Here is an 18,417-nt window from a genome sequence, read left to right on the forward strand (position 1 = left end):
CTGATTACTGCCCCTCTCGTGTCAATCTCTATAGGACGAGGAGGCGGCGTCCATACGCTGCCCATCCTCACAGCGCCTCGATCGTCGGATAATGCGTCGCTTCAGAACATCGCGACTAAAGCGCTCTACCCGGGGCGACACGTGCGCAATATCAAAGACAGCGACCTACCGCATTGGTGGAAAGGCGAAGTCGGAGTCTCGCGCAATCGAATTGTGCATATCGGGCGTCTCTCGCTTGTTCCTGGACTACAAGCCCGAACTTGGTCCACGTTTCTTCGACACGAAAGAAGCATTACCCCTGGTCAACGAACCGATCCGTGCGGGGGATGTGATGACTTTCAACGGCTTCATCGTCAAGGTGCCTGTCGCCTTCGGTGTTCGCGACTACGACGCGGCCGTAATCTGGTGCGAAGTATTCGAACAGTTCGTCAGTGCGGCAGAGTACCAACCCTCACATCAGGCTAGGAAATGAGCCAGGCAATTGATACCGTAAGGTTAGTGTGTAAACGGGGACTCGTTCTCGCACCAGTAGCGGCGTTGCTGCTAAGCGTCGCCGCGCTGCTGCTGGGCAATGGTTTGTTGGGTACGCTCTTGATCGTAAGAGCCGGCCAGGAGGGTTTCTCGAGCGGCGCGATCAGCGCGATGATGACCTTCTACTTCGCGGGGTTCACAGTAGGCGCGTTCGTATTGCCGCGGATCATTGTTTCTGTAGGGCACGTCAGGACCTTCGCTGGATTTGCGGCTATCGCTTCAATGACCACCCTTCTCCATGTAACATTCATAGAGCCGATTGCTTGGATGCCGCTTCGCATGGTTACCGGCCTCGCCTATGCGGGCATGATCCTCGCAACGGAGAGCTGGCTCAATGCGCACGCAGTGCCATCCACGCGCGGGCAGCTCCTGTCAATTTTCGGTGTCGTCTCAATGGGTTCTTGGGCAACGGGGCAAGCGCTTCTCAACATTGCCGCGCCCGCAAGCGTAACTTTGTTCCTCGTCGTGTCGCTGTTGATATCCGCTGCGGTTGTTCCGATCACGTTGCTGCCAAGCCATCCTCCTGCCGAGGTGGAACAGGAACCGGTCGCGCTCAAGGACGTCGTCCTCGTATCACCTCTCGCTGCGGTTGGCGTTTTCTTAACCGGCCTGGCTATCGGCGGTTTCTGGGGCATGGGCCCGAACTTCGCCCAGAGGATCGGACTTGATGTGGGCGGTATATCGGCCTTCATGGCTGCGGTTCTGGGTGGGACACTTGCATTGCAATGGCCACTCGGCTGGCTTTCGGATCGAGTGTCTCGAAACCTTGCCATTGCGTGTGCTGCCCTTGCGTCTGCAGCCGCTGCCATCGGCGTAGCGCTGGCGGCGGGAGCACCTCTTCCATTGCTCCTCACGGCGGGTGCGCTCTTCGGCGGCTTTGGCATCCCGATCTACTCGTTGTGTCTCGCCGCCGCAAACGACGACCTTCCGGCCGGTCGGCGACTCGGCACCGCACGAGGGCTTCTTCTGCTCAATGGGGTCGGGACAGCCGCAGGACCCCTTATCGGGGGAGCTGCGATGAATATCGTCGGCCCTGGTGGATTATTCCTTTGCGCATCTGTGTTGCTCGCTATCCTAGGGGTGATGGCCCTCGCACGTGGGCAGCCAAAACGCCCGCTCAAGACCAAGGCCACCCGCTGTCCGAGCACGCCGATGATCACGGGATCTCTCGATACGATGATACGAATCCAGGAGGAGTCTCAGCGCGCTCGGTACTAGCGCGGCGACTGAGGCAGAGGCGCCCTATGCAACGTCTTCTACAAAACCCGAAGCAGCCCGCCAACCGTCCGCTCCACAGGCCTCATCGACGCGTCGTTTTAATGCCTACATCTGGTCGGCCAGATGCAAGCCTCGCGACCTAGGTTTTCCGCGAAGGCGCCTGCGCCACTTGGCTGGTGACATCCGGGCATAGTAGTTGGACGGAGTGTCGACATAGCGGGCCGCTCATATATAAGTGTCCCATGGCCGAATCCATCCTCCTCACCGCCGCCCGAGTTTCTACTTTCGATGGCGACAAGCTGCTGACCGGCGCCAGCGGATTTTTCTTCCTACGCGACGAACGACTTTTCTTCGTCACCAGCCGGCACGTCGTCGTTGACGCGCCCACCAAGCATTTTCCAAACCGACTCGAAATCGAGCTGCACACCGATGCCGTCGACCTGACCCAAGCGAGCGTCTTGTCGGTCTGGCTCTACGTAGACGGCAAGAGCATGTGGCGTCAGGGAAGCGACACAGGCGGCGAGATCGACGTGGCGACCATCGAGCTGGACCGTGCGGCCCTTCCGCCTTCGGTGGCGATGCACACTTTCACGCCGGCTCACTTGCAGAGCATGCTGGACGAGGTCGAAGTCGGCAGTGCGCTGCTGGTAGTGGGCTATCCGCTGGGCTTTCACGACGTGATTTATCACCTGCCGGTGGTGCGTCATGCGGTAATCGCATCTTCCTTTGGCGTTCGATTCCAAGGCAAGGGCTACTTTTTGACGGATGCGCGCACCCACCGTGGGACCAGCGGCGCAGCCGTGGTGATGCGTGCCCCCGGCACCAATCCGGCGCTGCCCTGGAAACTGCTGGGCGTGCACTCCTCGCGTTTGGACATGAACACACGTGACCTGGCGCTGGACGAGTCGCTGGGTCTCAACTGCGCCTGGTACGCCGACATCCTGCTCACGCTCACGGCGGATGTACCCGCTCCCTCTGCGTTGCAACCCCAACCAATTGCCTGAGATCGTCAACCCCTACCTGGCTCTGGCGCTTGATCTGGACACAGCCGTGGTGTCGGATCTTGTTTTGAGGTAAGCGCACGGCAAACCCATGTTGACCGCCGATGGCGACCATTGCTGACGATCAGATGTCAGTGGGCTGCCAGCGGTGCGGCAAGAGCTCGTCGATACGGCTGGCCTTGTGCGTGGGCAGCCTTGTGAGCACGTCCTGGAGGTAGGCATAGGGGTCATGCCCGTTCATGCGCGCCGACTGCACCAGGCTCATCACCGCCGCCGCCCGCTGGCCCGCGCGCAGGCTGCCGGCGAACAGCCAATTGGCTCTGCCAATGGCAATGGGCCGGATCTGGTTCTCGATCCAGTTGTTGTCCACGGGCAGTTGCCCGTCATCGACGAAGCGTGTCAACGCCGTCCAGCGCCTGAGGCTGTAATCCAGGGCCTTGGCCGTTGCTGAGCTATCGGGCAGTTTCTGCCGCTGCAATGTCATCCACTGGTGCAACGCATCCAGGATCGGCTTGGTGTGCTGCTGACGAATGGCTTTGCGTTGATCGGCGTTCAGTTCCTTGACCTCGCGCTCGATGTCATAGACCTTGGCGAATTGCTCCAGCGCGAACCCGGCAAGCTGGCTTTTGTTCGCCGCATGGAGGTCAAAGAGTTTGCGCCGGGCATGCGCCAGGCAGCCCACCTCGGTCACGCCACTGGCAATCAGGGCCTTGTAGCCGGCGAAGTCGTCGCAAACCAGTGCCCCCTTCCAGTCGCCCAGGAAGTTGCGGGCATGCTCGCCAGCCCTGGACTCGCAGAAGTCATACACCACGGCTTTCATGTCTTCGAACGCCCCTGGCGCGTAGGCCCACAGGTAGGCGCGATGCGTCGCTCCCTTGCCAGGTTTGAGCATTTGCACTGGCGTCTCGTCGGCGTGCAGCACACGGTGGCCGAGTATTTCCGCCTTGAGCGCATCGACTAGCGGCTGCAGCCGCACGCCGCAGGTGCCTACCCACTGCGCCAGAGTCGAGCGAGGAATGGCCAGACCGGCGCGCGCAAAGATGCTTTCCTGACGGTACAGCGGCAAGTGGTCCGCGTATTTGGCCACCAGCACCTGGGCCAGCAGGCCGGTGGTGGGGATGCCTTTGTCGATCACATGCGCTTCAACCGGCGCCTGGGTGATGGTCTCGCATTGGGCGCAGGCCCACTTGCCACGGATGTGACGCTCCACCGTGAACACGCCGGGCACATAGTCGAGCTTTTCGGCCACGTCTTCGCCGATGCGTTTCATCTGACAGCCGCACTGGCAGGTGGTCGAATCGGGCTCGTGGCGGATCTCGCGGCGCGGCAGATTGGCCGGCAGCGGCTGGCGTTTGGGCTGTTGTTTGGCTTGCGGGGCAGCGGCCGCAGGCTGCAGCTGCTCGATCTCCAAGCAGACAGCCGCCAAGTCGGCCTCGATCTCGTCTTCGAGCAAGCTGCGCTGCTCGGCGTTGAAGCGCTCGGACTGTGCGGCGAACTTCATGCGTTTCAAGAGCGCATTCTCGTGGGTGAGCTTGGCGTTGAGCGCCTGGCTGTGGCGTAGTTCTGTGAGCAGCCGCGTGGTCATCTCGCGCAGCTGCTCGGCGCTCAGATCATCCAGGAATTGCGGCTGCATCAACATGACAGGCAGTGTGCCAAGCATGGCACTGCGCTGCCATGCGCAGATCCACCGATTGCGCGCCGGCTTCAGACCATGGTGATAATGCCGGCGTTTCCCATGCGTTGCCAGGGTAGGCCCAGCACCAGGGCGTCAAGCTGGACAGGCTCCAACTGCCACTGCTCATCGCCTGGCGTCGGCCAGACGAACTTGCCCTGGTGCAGGCGGCGAGCGGCCAGCCAGATGCCTATGCCGTCGTGCACCAGCACCTTGATGCGGTTGGCGCGTCTGTTGGCGAACAGGTAGGCATGGTGAGGGTGGGCGGCGCCGAAGACGGCGACTACGCGGGCCAGCGCCGTGTCGGTGCCGGCGCGCATGTCCAGCGGGGCCGTGGCAAGCCAGGCAGCGTCGATACGGATCATTGCCGCAGCACCTGCAACAAACCCTGCAATGCGCGGGAACACTCGCCAGCAGCGGCCAGCGGCCAATTGACCGTCACGAGGGTGCCGTGATGACAGCACTCGATGCGGATGTCTGATGAGCAAGCTGCCGATGCAGCACTTGGGGCAGCTTGTACACCCGCTGCCTGAGGCCCCATCACCGGCGAGCCCAGCGCCACCGCGATGAAGGCGGGCACGGGGTTGGACGGCACCGGATGAGCCTGATGCGCTGGGGCACAAACAGCCTGTGCATTGGCCATTGGCTCAGCCGCTGCATCGGCGCAGTGTGGGGCGATGCCGGACGCATCAGCATGCGCGGTATCGCAGGCGCTCTGGTGCTGGCCCAGACGATGCTCCTTGAGCCAGCGATGCAGCACGTTGGCATTCATGCCATGTTCACGCGCTGTGGCGGCAATTGATGCGCCGGGCTGCTGGCACGCAGCGATCAGTTCAGCCTTGAATTGCGCGCTGTAGACCCGGCGCGTGCGGGGGACACAGGAGCGCGAATGGGGAATCTCTTGAGACATGGTGTGCACGATGGTTTACGTGGACACGATGGTGCTTGCAATTGCTCATTCGGGGTAGATGGGTTGGCCGGACGGATACGTTTTGAGCGCGCCTGAAGGTAGTCCAACAGCCTTCTACACTGGCGATAACCTGCGGGATGCCTTGCGTCGACTCGTGCGTCTGCTAGACCGCCCGGAATCATTCGCGGTGCTCAAAGAAAATTTTTGATTCGAGATATTCACCATTAGCTGCTGCTGGATCGCGAAGGACCGGCTATTCGGGATCTAGGCCTGCACGACAGCAACGCGCGACGCATCGCCCGCGCTGTTGCAATCTTACGTGCCGACCACACACAATCAGCAAAAATTTGAACTGCCTGGCGGCAGCGGCCGGAATGATCCGCTCGGCATTTCACCCACATTCTCGTACGATTACTTCGTAGTCGCCGCTGCAGTTCCAGATGCACCTCCGCTTGATGGAGGAGCGCCGCTTGATCCTGTCCAAGGGAAAGAGGTTGAGTGAAGTGGCTTTCGAAGTGGGATACGAGAGTGCCTCGCACTTCCGCCGCGAATAGCCCGCATGTATGGTCAGCCACCCACCATGGATAAACGAGCGGCGTCTTGTTGCGGTGAACAACCAGCTAAAGGGACTAGCGTTCAGCCCCTACTGACGTCCGTCTAAAGTCAAAGTCAATCCCGTTTCGCGGGCCCCTCAGCACTATTTTTTCCACGGCTGGGTAACCTAAATCCCTAGGATAGGCGCGTCTGGATCTCAACCTCAGAGGTGAGCGTGCGGTGCACGGGGCATTTGTCGGCGATCTCCAGCAAACGCGCCCGTTGCGGCTCATCGAGTGGCCCCGCGAGTTCGACCGTCCGCCCGATTCGGTCAATCTTGCCTTCCTTGGTCTCACATTCCGCACAGTCTGCAGCGTGGATCTTGGCGTGAGTCAAAGTGACGCGGACGTCCTCTAGGGGCCATTTCTTATGGCGGGCGTAAAGGCGCAACGTCATCGCAGTGCAAGCTCCAAGCGCACCGAGCAGAAGGTCATATGGACCCAAGCCGAGATCGTCACCGCCCACTCCCACTGGTTCGTCACTCACCAGCGTGTGGCGCCCTGCCTCAACGTTGACGGCAAAGTTGCCTGAACGGTCGCTGACTCGCACAACGCCCACTGGCAGAGACTCCGCTCCGGGTGTCGACGCCACCTCGCTTGAAGGGGCGGGAGCAGGCAAATACCGCTTAGCCCAGGCAGCGATGAGGCCTGCGGCGTACGTGGCATCGCTCTGACTGTTGAGCAGGTGGTCGGCATCGTCGAGCGATACGAAAGATTTGGGGTGCAGCGCCTGTTCGAAGATTCGGCGTGCGTTGTCTACTCCAACGATCGTGTCGCTAGGCGCGTGCAGCACAAGCAAAGGCCGATGCAACGCATGGATTCGCTCGGCCTGAGGCTGGGAGGCTACGTCGTCTAGAAATTCCCGCCGCAACGTGAACTCACGGCCCGAAAGCGTTACACGGGCCTCTCCGTTGGACTCGATGAGAGCCAGCCCCCCGCCAAAATGCCGCGTAACGTGTGCCGGCTCGAAGGGCGCGCCGAGCGTCACCACAGCACGCGCATCGGCAATGCGGTGTGCAGCGGCCAGAACGGCTGCGCCGCCGAGCGAATGCCCGATGAGGAGCGCTGGCGTTCCATGCTCACTTCGCAGCCAGTCGGCCGCCGCGACTAGATCGCCGACGTTTGAACTGAAATGGGTGTTCGCGAAGTCACCGCCGCTGCCACCCAACCCTGTGAAATCGAAGCGAAGCACGCCGAACCCGGCCTCTACCAACGCACGCGAAATATAGGCGGCCGCTTTCGAGTCTTTGGAGCACGTGAAACAGTGTGCGAAGACAGCCCACGCTCTTGGCAAAGTGTTTGGTTTATCAAGCCGTGCAGCCAGCAAATGGCCGAGGCTCCCGGGAAATTCAACTTTAAGGCTAGTCATGTTTCACTGAAGTTGATACGCATGCAAGACAGCAATCGAGGTCGCTGCGACTCCAAGATTCGAACACGAAATCTATTCACACGCCAGCGTGTACTACAGACTCGATGAAGGACTTGATTGCCCCAGCCAAATATGACACCGTGCGCTTCGCCTTCCCTGAAATTTCGACATGCGTACACTGAAAGCTCGTCTGCACATCTGGCATGGAAGTTTGGCGCCAAGACTGCAAAGCAAAGGTCGGCCGAGCCGCACATCTTGGTCGTTACTTCTAGAATGAACGGATGACTTCTTCCGTTGACAAAGATCCCACCAAACCAAGCAATTTTCTGCGCAACGTCATCGAAAACGACCTTGAACTAGGCGTCTATGCAGCGCGCAAATGGGGGGGCAGTCCCGGCGACGCGCAACACCATGCGCAAGGCATGCTAGACCCCGCCAAGGTCCGCACTCGCTTCCCGCCTGAACCCAACGGCTACCTGCATATCGGGCATGCCAAGAGCATCTGGCTTAACTTCGAGCTCGCCAAGAAATACTGTGGCGTGTGTCACCTGCGCTTCGATGACACCAACCCGGAGAAAGAAGAGCAGGAATACGTCGATAGCATCCGCGACGCGGTGAAGTGGCTGGGCTACGAAACCTGCCTGGCTGACAGCCCCGTGGCTCCCGGCACCCTCCAGCCGCACGAATACTTCGCCAGCGACTACTTTGACTTCATGTACCGCGCGGCCGAGTACCTGATCATCGCCGGGCTCGCCTACGTGGAGGAGCAGACGCCCGAGCAAATGCGCGCCGCGCGCGGGGACTTCAACACGCCCGGAACTGACAGCCCGTTCCGTACCCGCAGCCCCGACGAGAACCTGGCGCGCTTCCGCCAGATGCGAGACGGCGAGCTCGTAGACGGTGCCGCCATCCTTCGCGCGAAGATTGACATGGCCAATCCCAATATAAACCTGCGCGACCCTGCGCTCTACCGCATCCGCCGGGCGACGCACCACAACACAGGCGACAAATGGTGCATCTATCCGATGTACACCTTTGCACATCCGATTGAGGATGCGTTGGAGCAGATCACCCATTCGATCGCCACATTGGAGTTCGAAGACCAGAGACCGTTCTACGACTGGTTGCTTTACCGTTTGGCAGAAGGCGGGTTGATCGCCAGCCCGCATCCGCGCCAGTATGAATTCGCGCGGCTCAATGTGACGCACATGGTCACCAGCAAGCGCAAGCTGCGCCAGCTGGTCGAAGACGGGCACGTCGATGGCTGGGACGACCCACGGATGCCAACCCTCGCAGGCCTCCGCCGGCGCGGCTACACGCCCGAAGCGCTCAGGCTCTTCTGCGAACGCAGCGGCGTGACGAAGTCCGGCGGCTGGATCGACTACGCGAGCCTCGAAGCGACCCTCCGCGACACGCTCGACCCCATCGCCCCGCGCGCGATGGCCGTGCTCGACCCGGTCAAGCTCGTCATCACCAACTGGGCCGAGCTGATGGGCAGCGACGCCTCACTGGACGACTGCACCGCCCCCGTAAACCCGCGCGACCCCGAAGGCGGCATGCGCCGCTTCAAGATCGGCCGCGAGGTGTGGATCGAACGCACCGACTACGAAGATGTGCAGCCGAAGGGCTTCTTCCGACTGTTCCCCGGCAACAAGGTGCGCCTGAAATACGGTCACACCATCGTGTGCACGGGCGCCACGCGTGACGCTGACGGCAAGCTGGTCGAAGTGCAGGCCACGCTGATGCCCGATACAAAGAGCGGCACGCCAGGCGCGGATGCGGTAAAGGTGAAGGGCAACATTACCTGGGTCGCCGTAGCCGATGCGGTACCGGTCGAGGTGCGCTTGTATGAACGGCTGTTTACCACGGAGCAACCGGGCAGCGGGGAGTTGCTGGATGAGCTGAATAAGGCGAGCCTCGTGACATGCTCGGCCTTCGCGGAGCCGTCATTGGCTCTAGCGAAGGTTGGCGGTGCGGGGTTTCAGTTTGAGCGGCACGGGTACTTTGTGCTGGATGCAAAAGCGTCCCATGATGGAAAGCTTGTGTTCAATCGGGCTGCTGGGATGCGAGACAGCCAGGGGAAAATAGGGCAGCATATGGTTAGTAGCCCCGTGAAAAGTTCACACCCACCGGAATGATTCCGTCTTCCATGTAACGCCGGATATTGTTTGCCACGATCGCCGAAGCGGATTCCCGGGCTGTTGGGGCTGAACAGTGGGGAAGTACAGTGACGGAGGGGTGCCCCCAGTGCCATTCCGTGCTTGGCAAAGGCTCCACTTCAAAGACGTCGAGCACCGCATGCCGGAGACGACCGCTGTCCAGTGCCGCTTTCAAATCAGCGTCATTCACAATCGCCCCGCGGGAAAAATTGATCAGTGCAGCTCTGTCGCGCAACAGAGAAAACGCCTCTGCGCCGAGAAGGCCGCGTGTTTGCGGCGTCAGGGGCAACAAACACACCAAGATGTCGGTCTTCTGCAGCATCGCGCTTAAGCCGCTCTGCCCCGTGAAGCTTTCTATCCCTGGGATCTGATTGAGGCTTTGGCTCCAACCGCAGACACGAAATCCGGCGTCTGACAATTGCCTTGCAGCGGCACTACCCAAGGCACCCAAACCCAGTACGCTGACGGTTCTGCTCTCAGCGCGCACGTACTCCTGAGCCTGCCATTGCCGCTGCGCCTGTTGCCTCGCATAAGCTGGCATATCCCGATGCAGGTAGAGGGTGTACGCCAACACTGCCTCCGCCATAGTGCGCGCAAGTTGGGGGTCGACCAGGCGAACGATAGGCAACGAGGTTTCGCCCAGATCGGCCACCAGTTTTTCAACTCCCGCCCATACGCTATGGACCCACCGTAACTGCGGTAACCTTTGGAGGTCCGCAGGATCTGGATTGGCCAAGATAGCAACGGTACAACGCTGTCTGCTTTCCGTATCCATTTCACTCAGCGCGACTATGCTTTGCTCAGGCATGGCGAGCGAGAGCGCATGAACCCAGGCAGCCGTATGTACGTAGTCTGCAGGTGCAATGAACGCTATGGGTGTGTGATTCATGTTGCGTATAGACTCTGTAGTTGGGCAAAACCTTTGATCTCGATGGGATTGCCAGAGGGGTCGAGAAAAAACATCGTGGCCTGTTCACCGGGCTCGCCGACAAAACGCAGCGTGGGTGCAAGCACAAAGTTGAGGTTTCGCTGGACCAAACGGTCGGCCAAGGCCTGCCAGTCCGTCATGCTTAGGATGACACCGAAATGCGGCATCGGCACCATATGGTCACCTACATGACCCGTGACGCTGGTGGCAAAGGGCTCACCCAAATGCAGGGATAGCTGATGCCCGTAGAACTCAAAATCCACCCATGTTGCCGTGCTGCGTCCTTCCTTGCACCCAAGCGTTGTGCCATAGAAATCGCGCGACTTTTCCAGATCACGCACGTGGAATGCCAGATGAAAGTAAGCTTGCACAGTGCCCCCTCTTAGTGGTTGCTTAACAGATTGCCCAACCGCCAATGCATGAATACTATGTTCGCCTCTTCAAAAGAGAAAACCTATAGTTTTTCTTGCCTAAAACGAAGTTTTTTACGGATATAGGCTATCTGCGCCGTCTGATCACGGTCGTCGAGCATGGCTGTATCGCCGATGCGGCGCGCGCGGGAAACTTTACCGCCGCAGCCGTCAGCCAATACATCAGGCCTGGGAGCGCGAACTTCGTCTGACGCTGGTAACGAAACTTCCTTTCTGCTACGTGTCCGGCCTGCCTGCAAAATCCTGCTAAGTTCAGGCGCCCCCGTACCGCTCCGTCTTAATGTGGGCTGCGGGGACGCCGGCATCGACCAGTCCGTTAGCAACGGCTTCGACGAACCGATTGGCGCCGCATACATAAACATGGCGAGGCGTGTGGACCCAGCGGGCAAGGACGTTTGCGATGGCTGCAGCATCAAGCCGCCGCCCCAGGTCGGTCGGCCGCGGTGGTGGCTCGCGCGTGGTCACCGCTATGAAGGTGAAGTCGGGCCGTGCTGCTTCGAGTTCAAGCAACTCGGCATGAAAGGGTAGGTCGGCCGGAGTGCGTGCGGAGCAGACCAACAGCACGGGCATAGGCACCGGTGGCAGTTCGGCCATGGCCCCCGTCGGCGCCACTACCTCTGCGGGGTCCGCGGCCCATGCGCGCACCATTGCCATCAACGGCGCGATGCCCGAGCCGCCCGCTATCAACAACAACGGCCCGCCATCGGCGGGTCCCCAGACGAAATGTCCACCGAGCGGCCCACGCACTTCGATACTCTCGCCCACCTCCGCGATGTCATGGAAAAAAGGGGACACCTCGCCATCCTGGAGCTTCTCGATGATGATCTCGACGTTGTCAGCGCGAGGCGCCGATGCAATGGAATAGCTGCGTTGCGCGGCATAACCATCGGGCGCGGTCAGTCGCACATCGATGTGTTGACCCGCACGGCGCGACGCCAGTGCCGACACATCGAGAAAGAAACTCTTGATGCGCGGTGTGAGCTGCGAGATGCGCTCGATCTTCGCGTTGCGCCACGGACCTTGATGCTCGTTGGGCAACATCAAGAATCGTCCGAATAACGTTGTTGCCGCCAAGGATCGCCGTACATGTGATATCCGCGCAGCTCCCAGAATCCGGCTTCATCGCGCGCGGTGAATTTGAGACCCTTGATCCACTTCGCGCTCTTCCAGAAGTACAGGTGCGGCACCAGCAAGCGGGCCGGGCCGCCATGTTCGGGCGCCAATGGCTGGCCGTCGAAATGAGTCGCTACCATGGCGCGGCCGCCGAGCAAATCGGCAACCGGCACGTTGGTGTCGTAGTCGTCTAGCGACAGCGCCAGTAGCCAGGGCGTGGGAGCTGCAATGCCGGCGTCGGCAAGCAGGTCGTCGATGGTCACACCTTCCCAGCGTGTGTCGAACTTCGACCAGGTCGTGACGCAATGGATATCACCTTGCCACACGGTGCGCGGAAGCGCCACGAACTCGTCCCAGCTCCAGCTTTTCATGGGCCGCGGGCCATTGCTCAGCGTGAATCGCCAAGAAGCCATGTCGATGCGAGGCGTCGGCCCTTTTGAGAGCACCGGAAAGCCTTCGGTTTCGAACTGGCCTGGCGGCAAGCGGTTGGCAACGGCTGCCGTGGGCCTTCGCCCGGTGAAATTGCGTGTGACCATGTTGAGGACTCCTGCGTCGTGCTGCTTAAGGACAAGGCTACGTTCTTTGCCCAATATTGCGTGGCTAATTGGTCCGTTGTGTCATTGAGGGGCCCGCGCCTTGCCCGGAGCGCTGGACCCGCGCCTAGTTTGGCCGCTCAGTAAGTCGCGCGACATAGTCGGCCAAGATCACACAGTCTCAAGGGTCAGCGAAGCCTACATCAACTCGATCGTATATAGGGCTATCCGCTCTGGAATGTGACGGTAATCAACTATAGGGGTGCTGGTGCTACCGATAGTCCGACTTTTTGCACCCTTCGTCCTAACCTTTGGAGTGCCTAGCATGGCCAAACCCCTCACCCCGAATTACCCCTTGTTCGCCCATATGCTGTGCTTCGCCCTCACAGCGACGATGGGATGTGGCAAGGCTGCCTTCATCTGTGGCGCCGGTGTGATTTTCGGATCGCGCGCCACGAAGCGGCACCGCCGGTGCTGCGGGTCCCATGCGCGGATCAGCCGACGGACTCGTGCAACTTGCGTCGCCATCACAGCCTGCCCCGTACCTCGTCGAGCCGTTCCAAGCCTCTTACGATAGCGTCCGTGAAGCCGGGGCAGGTCCAGCTTCGGCATGGCAATGAAGACAGAATCGGACGCACGGCGTACTTAACAAGACTCGTCGGCGTCTTGTAGCGCCGACCTTCGGTTCCAATGAGAAAGAATCAAAAGATGCCGCTTGCGGGCAACGCCATCGCGTCGCCTGCAGTGACACGGGTTCGATCAAACGCAGCCTAGCTCGCGAATTCGATCGCATTGTCCGGGCTGCAAGGAGTTGCAACATGAGTTCAAAAGAAACTGCCCTCCTCTTCGGAGGTTGCTTCTGGGGCATACAGGACCTGGTGCGCAGGCTCCCGAGCGTCAATAGTACACGCGTCGGCTACAGCGACGTTGCCAATGCCTATGCCACCCATCGCAATCACGGCACGCATGGCGAGGCGCTCGAAGTGGTGTTCGGTCCGGCACGCACCAGTTGGCGCGCGCTGCTGGAGTTCTTCTTCCTGATCCACAATCCCAGCACGCCCAACCGGCAGGGTAACGATGGCGGGTGCTACTACCGTTCCGGCATCTACTACAAGACGCCCGAGCATCGGCAGATCACTCTGGAGACGATTGCCGACGTCGACGCCTCGGGCCTGTGGCCGGGCAAGATGGTCACTGGAGTGGAGCCCGCCGGCCCCTTCTGGCAGGCCGAGCCGGAGCACAAGGACTATTTGCAACGTAATCTGAATGGGTACACCTGCCGCTTCCCCCCGGTCAGCCAGCGCGCGGTCCGGAATCGTAGTCTCACTCAAAGATTCCATGACGAACGACCAAGACCCCATGAAAGCCCCGCGGTTGCGAGTTCAGCAGTGGATCGATGCGCAAGGGAACCCGATTCGGCCACTAGAGCTGGCCGATCTCGGTGACAAGTTCAAGGTGATCTTTTGCTTCCAGCACGGGTGCTCGGTTTGTCACAGTCACGGATTTCCGACACTCAGGGCGCTGGTTGAAGGACTGTCCGGCCAAGGCTTCGGCTTCGCCGCCGTGCAAACCGTATTCGAGGCTGCCGAGACAAACACGCTCGAACGTTTGCGCGAGACGCAGCAGCGATACGGGTTGGCGATTCCTTTCGGTCACGACTCGGCTGTGGACCGCTACCCGAGCCTGATGGCGGATTTCGGGATACGTGGCACACCGTGGTTCATCGTTTTCGACATGCAGGGAGAGGTCTTCGACTTTCGCCTCGATGCCCAGCGCCTGCTCCGGGCCTTCGGTCGCGCCAACGAAGTGCCTCAGGCCGCATGACACGCCGCCCGCCATTTACCCCTCGGGCCAGGAGACTGAATTGCAAACCAACGTTACCCCGAACGAGCAACCCTCCGCCACGGCATCGTCAGCAACATTGCACATGCCGTTCGACAACACCTACGCGCGCGATCTTGAGGGGCTGTATGCGAGATCGAAACCGGCAGGTTCGCCAGCGCCTAGGCTGCTGCGGCTGAACAGCGACCTGGCTAACGAGCTCGGCCTGGACGCCGAAGAAATGTCCTCAGCAGCCGGCCTCGCCGTGTTCGCCGGCAATGTCGTTCCGGCTCAGGCACAACCGCTGGCGCAGGCCTATGCCGGGCACCAGTTCGGCGGCTTCTCGCCGCAGCTCGGCGATGGCCGCGCTCTGCTGCTTGGCGAAATCGTTGACCGTCATGGCCGACGCCGTGACATCTCCCTGAAGGGATCGGGCCGAACCCCATTCTCGCGCCGCGGTGACGGCAAGGCCGCACTCGGACCCGTGCTGCGGGAGTACCTGATGGGTGAGGCCATGCACGTCCTGGGCATCCCGACCACGCGCGCGCTGGCAGCGGTGGCCACCGGCGCGACCGTGCAGCGCGAGCAGCTCCTGCCTGGTGCAATCCTTACGCGCGTGGCCGCCAGCCACTTGCGTGTAGGCACCTTCGAGTACATCGCGGCCAGAGACGACGAAGTCCTGCTGCGCCGATTGGCCGATTACGCCATCGCGCGTCACTACGCGCCGCTGACCAGCACCCCGGACCCCTACCTGGGTCTGCTGCAGGAGGTGGTCGAGCGCCAGGCTTCGTTGGTCGCGCGCTGGATGGGCGTGGGCTTCATCCACGGCGTCATGAATACCGACAATATGACGATCTCCGGTGAAACGATCGACTACGGCCCTTGCGCTTTCCTAGAACACTTCGACCCCAGGGCCGTATTCAGCTCGATTGACACCTCGGGCCGCTATGCCTATGGCAATCAGCCGGCGATTGCGCAGTGGAACTTGGCACGCTTGGCCGACGCCTTGCTGCCGCTGATCGACGCCGATGCCGAGTCTGCGGCACAACGCGCCGGAGCGGCTGTAGAGGCATTTGCTGAACGCTTCGACTTTCATTGGACGTCCGTCCTGCGGCTCAAGCTTGGCTTGGACGGAGGCGGTGAGGATGACCGCGCGCTGGCCGACGACTACCTGACGCTGCTGAGCCAGCACCGCATCGATTTCACGCTCGCGTTTGCCCGCCTGGCCGACGCGGCCCAAGGCAACGACACGCCGCTGCGCGCGCTGTTCGGAAGCGCGGCCGCAGCGCTGGAGCTTTGGCTCCAGCGCTGGCGCGAGCGCACCCGGGCGGTCGGCACGAGCCCTCACGAACTCAAGGAGGCCCTGAGGTGCACCAACCCGATCTACATCCCGCGCAACCACCTCGTCGAAGCGGCGCTGGCGGCTGCCGTGGAGCGCGATGACCTGGCACCTTTTGAGCGCCTGCTGCTGGTGCTGGAACACCCGTTTGACGAGCATGCGGCATACAGTGCGTTGGCCGAGCCCGCTCCGGCAGAGCAGACGGAAAACTACCGAACCTTCTGCGGCACCTGAACGGCGGATTCCCGAGCGCAACTACTCAACCCCACCTGGAGGAACAACCATGCAAGAAGACAGCGTACAAGCAGGCATCACGGGGGAACCCGCGCCCGAACTGGGCGTGACGCAATGGATCGACGCAGCCGGCCAGCCCCTGGCCGACTATGGTCTAGACAAGATGCGCGGGAAATTCAAGCTGGTCTTCTGCTTCCAAGACGCCTGCCCAGGCTGTCACCTGACCGGCTTTCCCTCTCTGGTCCGTGTGGTCGAGGCGTTTCGCGGTTCGCCCTTCGTCAGCTTCGCGGCGGTGCAGACGGTTTTCGAGGACTTCGAATCCAACACCGTAGATCGGGTGGCAGCGAACCAACGCAAATACGCACTACCGATACCGTTCGGCCACGATGCCGGCGCCGGTCATGTGGGTGACGGCTCGGTGCTGATGCAGCGCTACCGCAACGGCGGCACGCCCTGGTTTATCCTCGTCGATCCCAGTGGCGCGGTGGTTTACAACTACTTCCGCATCGACGTCGAAAAACTAATTGCCGAGCTCAAACGCGCCGAGTCGGCGCCGCCTGTGCCCACGCCAGATGCAGGAACCATCACCTGGCGAGACGTCATCCAGCACGCGAAAGGCAACAATCCAGCGCCGCCACGGCGGCTCGAGCTCGACGACGCGCAATGGCGCCAGCGCCTGACGCCCGAGCAGTACCGCGTCACGCGACAAAGGGGCACCGAACCTGCGCACAGCTCGGACATGTGTGCCTTGTTCGAGCCCGGTGTTTATGGGTGCGTGTGCTGCGGTACCGAACTGTTCGACGCTTCGAGCAAGTTCCGAAGCAAGAGTGGTTGGCCCAGCTTCAGACAGGCGCTGGCGCCCGGGCTGATCGCGCACCACTACGATTCGAGCCATGGTATGACTCGCATCGAGACCACCTGCAATGTGTGCGACGCGCACCTGGGCCATGTTTTCCCCGATGGGCCCGCACCCAGCGGCCTGCGCTATTGCATGAACGCCGTGGCGTTGGTCAAGTCATGATGAACTTCGACACTATCGTGGTTGGTGCGGGGCAGGCCGGACCGTTTCTAGCGGCCAAGCTCGTGAATCGCGGCCGCAAGGTCGCGCTGGTGGAGGCCCGTGACCTTGGCGGCACCTGCGTCAACCGAGGCTGCACACCCACCAAGACATTGCGCAAGTCGGCGCGGGTGGCCTACCTGGCGCGTCGCGCGGCCGAGTTCGGTGTGCAGGTGGGCCCTGTAAAGGTCGACTTCGCCGTCGCCATGCAACGCATGCAAGACAGGGTCGACCAGGCGCGATCAGGACTCGAGAGCTGGCTCGGCGGGTTGGAGGGCCTGCGCATCATTAAAGCTCACGGTCGGCTGACGGGTCGCGATGGTGGCGAGTTCCTGGTGCAGGCGGGCGAGCACATACTGCGCGCGCCTCAGATCATCCTAAACACGGGTACGCGCTCCTCCGTACCGACAATCCCGGGTCTGGCGGAAAACCCGTACCTTGACAGCGAGGGACTGTTGGCGTTGCGCGAGCTACCCCGCAAGTTGGTGATCATCGGAGGCGGGTACATCAGCCTTGAGATGGCGCAGATCTTTCGCCGCCTCGGCAGCAAGGTCGCAATCATCGAGACGGGGCCGCGCTTGACGGGGCGGGAAGACGCCGACGTGTCTGCTGCCGTGACCGAGATGCTGCAGGCCGAGGGCATCGACGTTTACATCGGCGTGTCTATTGCGGCCGTCAAACCGGGGGAAACCGAGGGCGGCACCTGCGTTCAACTGGCTGACGGTCGCATCATAGGCGGCAGCCACCTGCTGGTGGCTGCCGGTCGCGTGCCCAATACCGACGATCTGGGGCTGGATAGTGTGGGGTTGAGGGCCAACATGCGTGGCTACATCGCCACCAACGATCGGCTCGAGACCGACGTGCCCGGCATCTGGGCGCTGGGCGACATCAACCAGCGCGGAGCCTTCACCCACACCAGCTACCACGATCACGACGTTCTGGCCGAGAACCTCGCCGGCGGACAGCGCAGCGCCGACGCGCGCAACAGCATTTACGCCATGTTCACCGATCCACCGCTGGCACACGTGGGGCTGTATGAGGCAGATGCCAAGCGCCTAGTGGAAAAAGAGGGTCGGCGTATCTCACAAGCGGTGCATGCGATGAAGGACGTGAGCCGGGCGAAGGAAGAGAGTGAAACCGTGGGCGTGATCAAACTGCTGATCGATGAAGACAGTGGCCTGTTCCTGGGCGCCACGATGCTAGGCATCCAGGCCGACGAGATCATTCAATCCATTGGCCTAGTGATGGCTAGCCAGGGCACCTGGCGCACGGTGCGTGAGGCGCTGCCCGTACACCCCACCGTCACTGAATTCTTGCCCACCATCATCGACCGCCGCAAGCCCCTGGTCATGAACTGAAAAGAGGGAGCAAAGATGCCCATCAATCGATCTTTTCTAGGCCGCAATCGCGGCGTCGACAATCACGGTGGTCGTTTGCCTCCGGGACAATCACTGACCGAAAGTTTCCCGGTCCTGGGGTCTCCTCGTTTTCAGTGCAATAAGTGACGG

The 18,417-nt window shown here is 61.3% G+C and carries 17 protein-coding genes and 1 pseudogene; 10 read left to right on the plus strand and 8 right to left on the minus strand.

Features of this window, described 5'->3' with window-relative positions; translation table 11 throughout:
- The first annotated feature begins 235 nt into the window (after positions 1 to 235).
- The 3 genes from G7047_RS30965 to G7047_RS22180 all read left to right on the plus strand — a co-directional run bounded on the left by G7047_RS30965 (position 236) and on the right by G7047_RS22180 (position 2,753).
- Complete coding sequence (locus G7047_RS30965) at positions 236 to 472, plus strand: DM13 domain-containing protein (RefSeq protein WP_092701317.1); 237 nt, start codon at positions 236 to 238, stop codon at positions 470 to 472.
- The gene (locus tag G7047_RS22175; RefSeq protein WP_240939216.1) at positions 469 to 1,749 is read left to right on the plus strand and encodes an MFS transporter; all 1,281 of its coding nucleotides are present in this window, start codon (positions 469 to 471) and stop codon (positions 1,747 to 1,749) included. The genes G7047_RS30965 and G7047_RS22175 overlap by 4 nt, the downstream gene beginning before the upstream one ends.
- A gap of 242 nt (positions 1,750 to 1,991) precedes the next feature.
- A complete protein-coding gene (locus G7047_RS22180) occupies positions 1,992 to 2,753 on the plus strand; it encodes a serine protease (RefSeq protein ID WP_166310092.1) in 762 nt (253 codons plus the stop codon).
- Between the two features lie 121 nt (positions 2,754 to 2,874).
- Here the strand turns inward: G7047_RS22180 and G7047_RS22185 are convergent, their stop codons facing one another.
- The 3 genes from G7047_RS22185 to G7047_RS22195 all read right to left on the minus strand — a co-directional run bounded on the left by G7047_RS22185 (position 2,875) and on the right by G7047_RS22195 (position 5,332).
- Positions 2,875 to 4,383, minus strand: coding sequence for an IS66 family transposase (locus tag G7047_RS22185; RefSeq protein ID WP_205904826.1), 1,509 nt, complete (start codon positions 4,381 to 4,383; stop codon positions 2,875 to 2,877).
- Positions 4,384 to 4,454: 71 nt separating this feature from the next.
- Entirely contained in the window at positions 4,455 to 4,787 is a 333-nt protein-coding gene (tnpB, locus tag G7047_RS22190; RefSeq protein WP_166301587.1) for an IS66 family insertion sequence element accessory protein TnpB, read from the minus strand.
- Positions 4,784 to 5,332, minus strand: coding sequence for a transposase (locus G7047_RS22195; RefSeq protein WP_082759168.1), 549 nt, complete (start codon positions 5,330 to 5,332; stop codon positions 4,784 to 4,786). Before G7047_RS22195 ends, tnpB begins: the two co-directional genes overlap by 4 nt.
- 428 nt (positions 5,333 to 5,760) lie before the next feature.
- Between G7047_RS22195 and G7047_RS31545 the strand changes: the two genes are divergently transcribed.
- Positions 5,761 to 5,886, plus strand: a complete 126-nt coding sequence (locus G7047_RS31545) for a hypothetical protein (RefSeq protein ID WP_371813899.1) — start codon at positions 5,761 to 5,763, stop codon at positions 5,884 to 5,886.
- 175 nt (positions 5,887 to 6,061) lie between these two features.
- On the opposite strand, the gene G7047_RS22205 is transcribed toward G7047_RS31545, so the two are convergent.
- Positions 6,062 to 7,294: an alpha/beta fold hydrolase gene (locus tag G7047_RS22205; protein WP_092701399.1), complete on the minus strand. Its 1,233-nt coding sequence runs from the start codon at positions 7,292 to 7,294 to the stop codon at positions 6,062 to 6,064.
- A gap of 281 nt (positions 7,295 to 7,575) precedes the next feature.
- Here G7047_RS22205 and G7047_RS22210 point away from each other — a divergent pair, with 281 nt between their 5' ends.
- Positions 7,576 to 9,432, plus strand: a complete 1,857-nt coding sequence (locus G7047_RS22210; RefSeq protein ID WP_092701396.1) for a glutamine--tRNA ligase/YqeY domain fusion protein — start codon at positions 7,576 to 7,578, stop codon at positions 9,430 to 9,432.
- Here G7047_RS22210 and G7047_RS22215 read toward each other — a convergent pair.
- The 4 genes from G7047_RS22215 to G7047_RS22230 all read right to left on the minus strand — a co-directional run bounded on the left by G7047_RS22215 (position 9,395) and on the right by G7047_RS22230 (position 12,461).
- A complete protein-coding gene (locus tag G7047_RS22215) occupies positions 9,395 to 10,342 on the minus strand; it encodes a glyoxylate/hydroxypyruvate reductase A (RefSeq protein ID WP_092701393.1) in 948 nt (315 codons plus the stop codon). The genes G7047_RS22210 and G7047_RS22215 overlap by 38 nt on opposite strands.
- Positions 10,339 to 10,752, minus strand: coding sequence for a VOC family protein (locus G7047_RS22220; protein WP_092701391.1), 414 nt, complete (start codon positions 10,750 to 10,752; stop codon positions 10,339 to 10,341). Before G7047_RS22220 ends, G7047_RS22215 begins: the two co-directional genes overlap by 4 nt.
- Before the next feature lie 312 nt (positions 10,753 to 11,064).
- Positions 11,065 to 11,853, minus strand: a complete 789-nt coding sequence (locus G7047_RS22225; RefSeq protein WP_092701388.1) for an FAD-binding oxidoreductase — start codon at positions 11,851 to 11,853, stop codon at positions 11,065 to 11,067.
- A complete protein-coding gene (locus G7047_RS22230; RefSeq protein WP_092701385.1) occupies positions 11,853 to 12,461 on the minus strand; it encodes a sulfite oxidase-like oxidoreductase in 609 nt (202 codons plus the stop codon). Before G7047_RS22230 ends, G7047_RS22225 begins: the two co-directional genes overlap by 1 nt.
- Before the next feature lie 815 nt (positions 12,462 to 13,276).
- On the opposite strand from G7047_RS22230, the pseudogene msrA reads away from it, so the two are divergent.
- The 5 genes and pseudogenes from msrA to G7047_RS22255 all read left to right on the plus strand — a co-directional run.
- A pseudogene (gene msrA, locus G7047_RS22235) lies at positions 13,277 to 13,744 on the plus strand (peptide-methionine (S)-S-oxide reductase MsrA); the annotation flags it as partial.
- 277 nt (positions 13,745 to 14,021) lie between these two features.
- The gene (locus tag G7047_RS31200; protein WP_240939217.1) at positions 14,022 to 14,282 is read left to right on the plus strand and encodes a hypothetical protein; all 261 of its coding nucleotides are present in this window, start codon (positions 14,022 to 14,024) and stop codon (positions 14,280 to 14,282) included.
- Between the two features lie 40 nt (positions 14,283 to 14,322).
- On the plus strand, positions 14,323 to 15,852 hold the full coding sequence (locus G7047_RS22245) for a YdiU family protein (protein WP_240939218.1): 1,530 nt from the start codon (positions 14,323 to 14,325) through the stop codon (positions 15,850 to 15,852).
- 601 nt (positions 15,853 to 16,453) lie between these two features.
- Entirely contained in the window at positions 16,454 to 16,873 is a 420-nt protein-coding gene (gene msrB, locus G7047_RS22250; protein ID WP_240939579.1) for a peptide-methionine (R)-S-oxide reductase MsrB, read from the plus strand.
- Positions 16,870 to 18,267 (plus strand): mercuric reductase, encoded by a 1,398-nt coding sequence (locus G7047_RS22255; RefSeq protein WP_166310094.1) that lies wholly within the window; start codon positions 16,870 to 16,872, stop codon positions 18,265 to 18,267. Before msrB ends, G7047_RS22255 begins: the two co-directional genes overlap by 4 nt.
- Positions 18,268 to 18,417: the final 150 nt, after the last annotated feature.

Source organism: Diaphorobacter sp. HDW4A, assembly GCF_011305995.1.
In the GTDB taxonomy this organism is placed as follows: domain Bacteria; phylum Pseudomonadota; class Gammaproteobacteria; order Burkholderiales; family Burkholderiaceae_C; genus Diaphorobacter_A.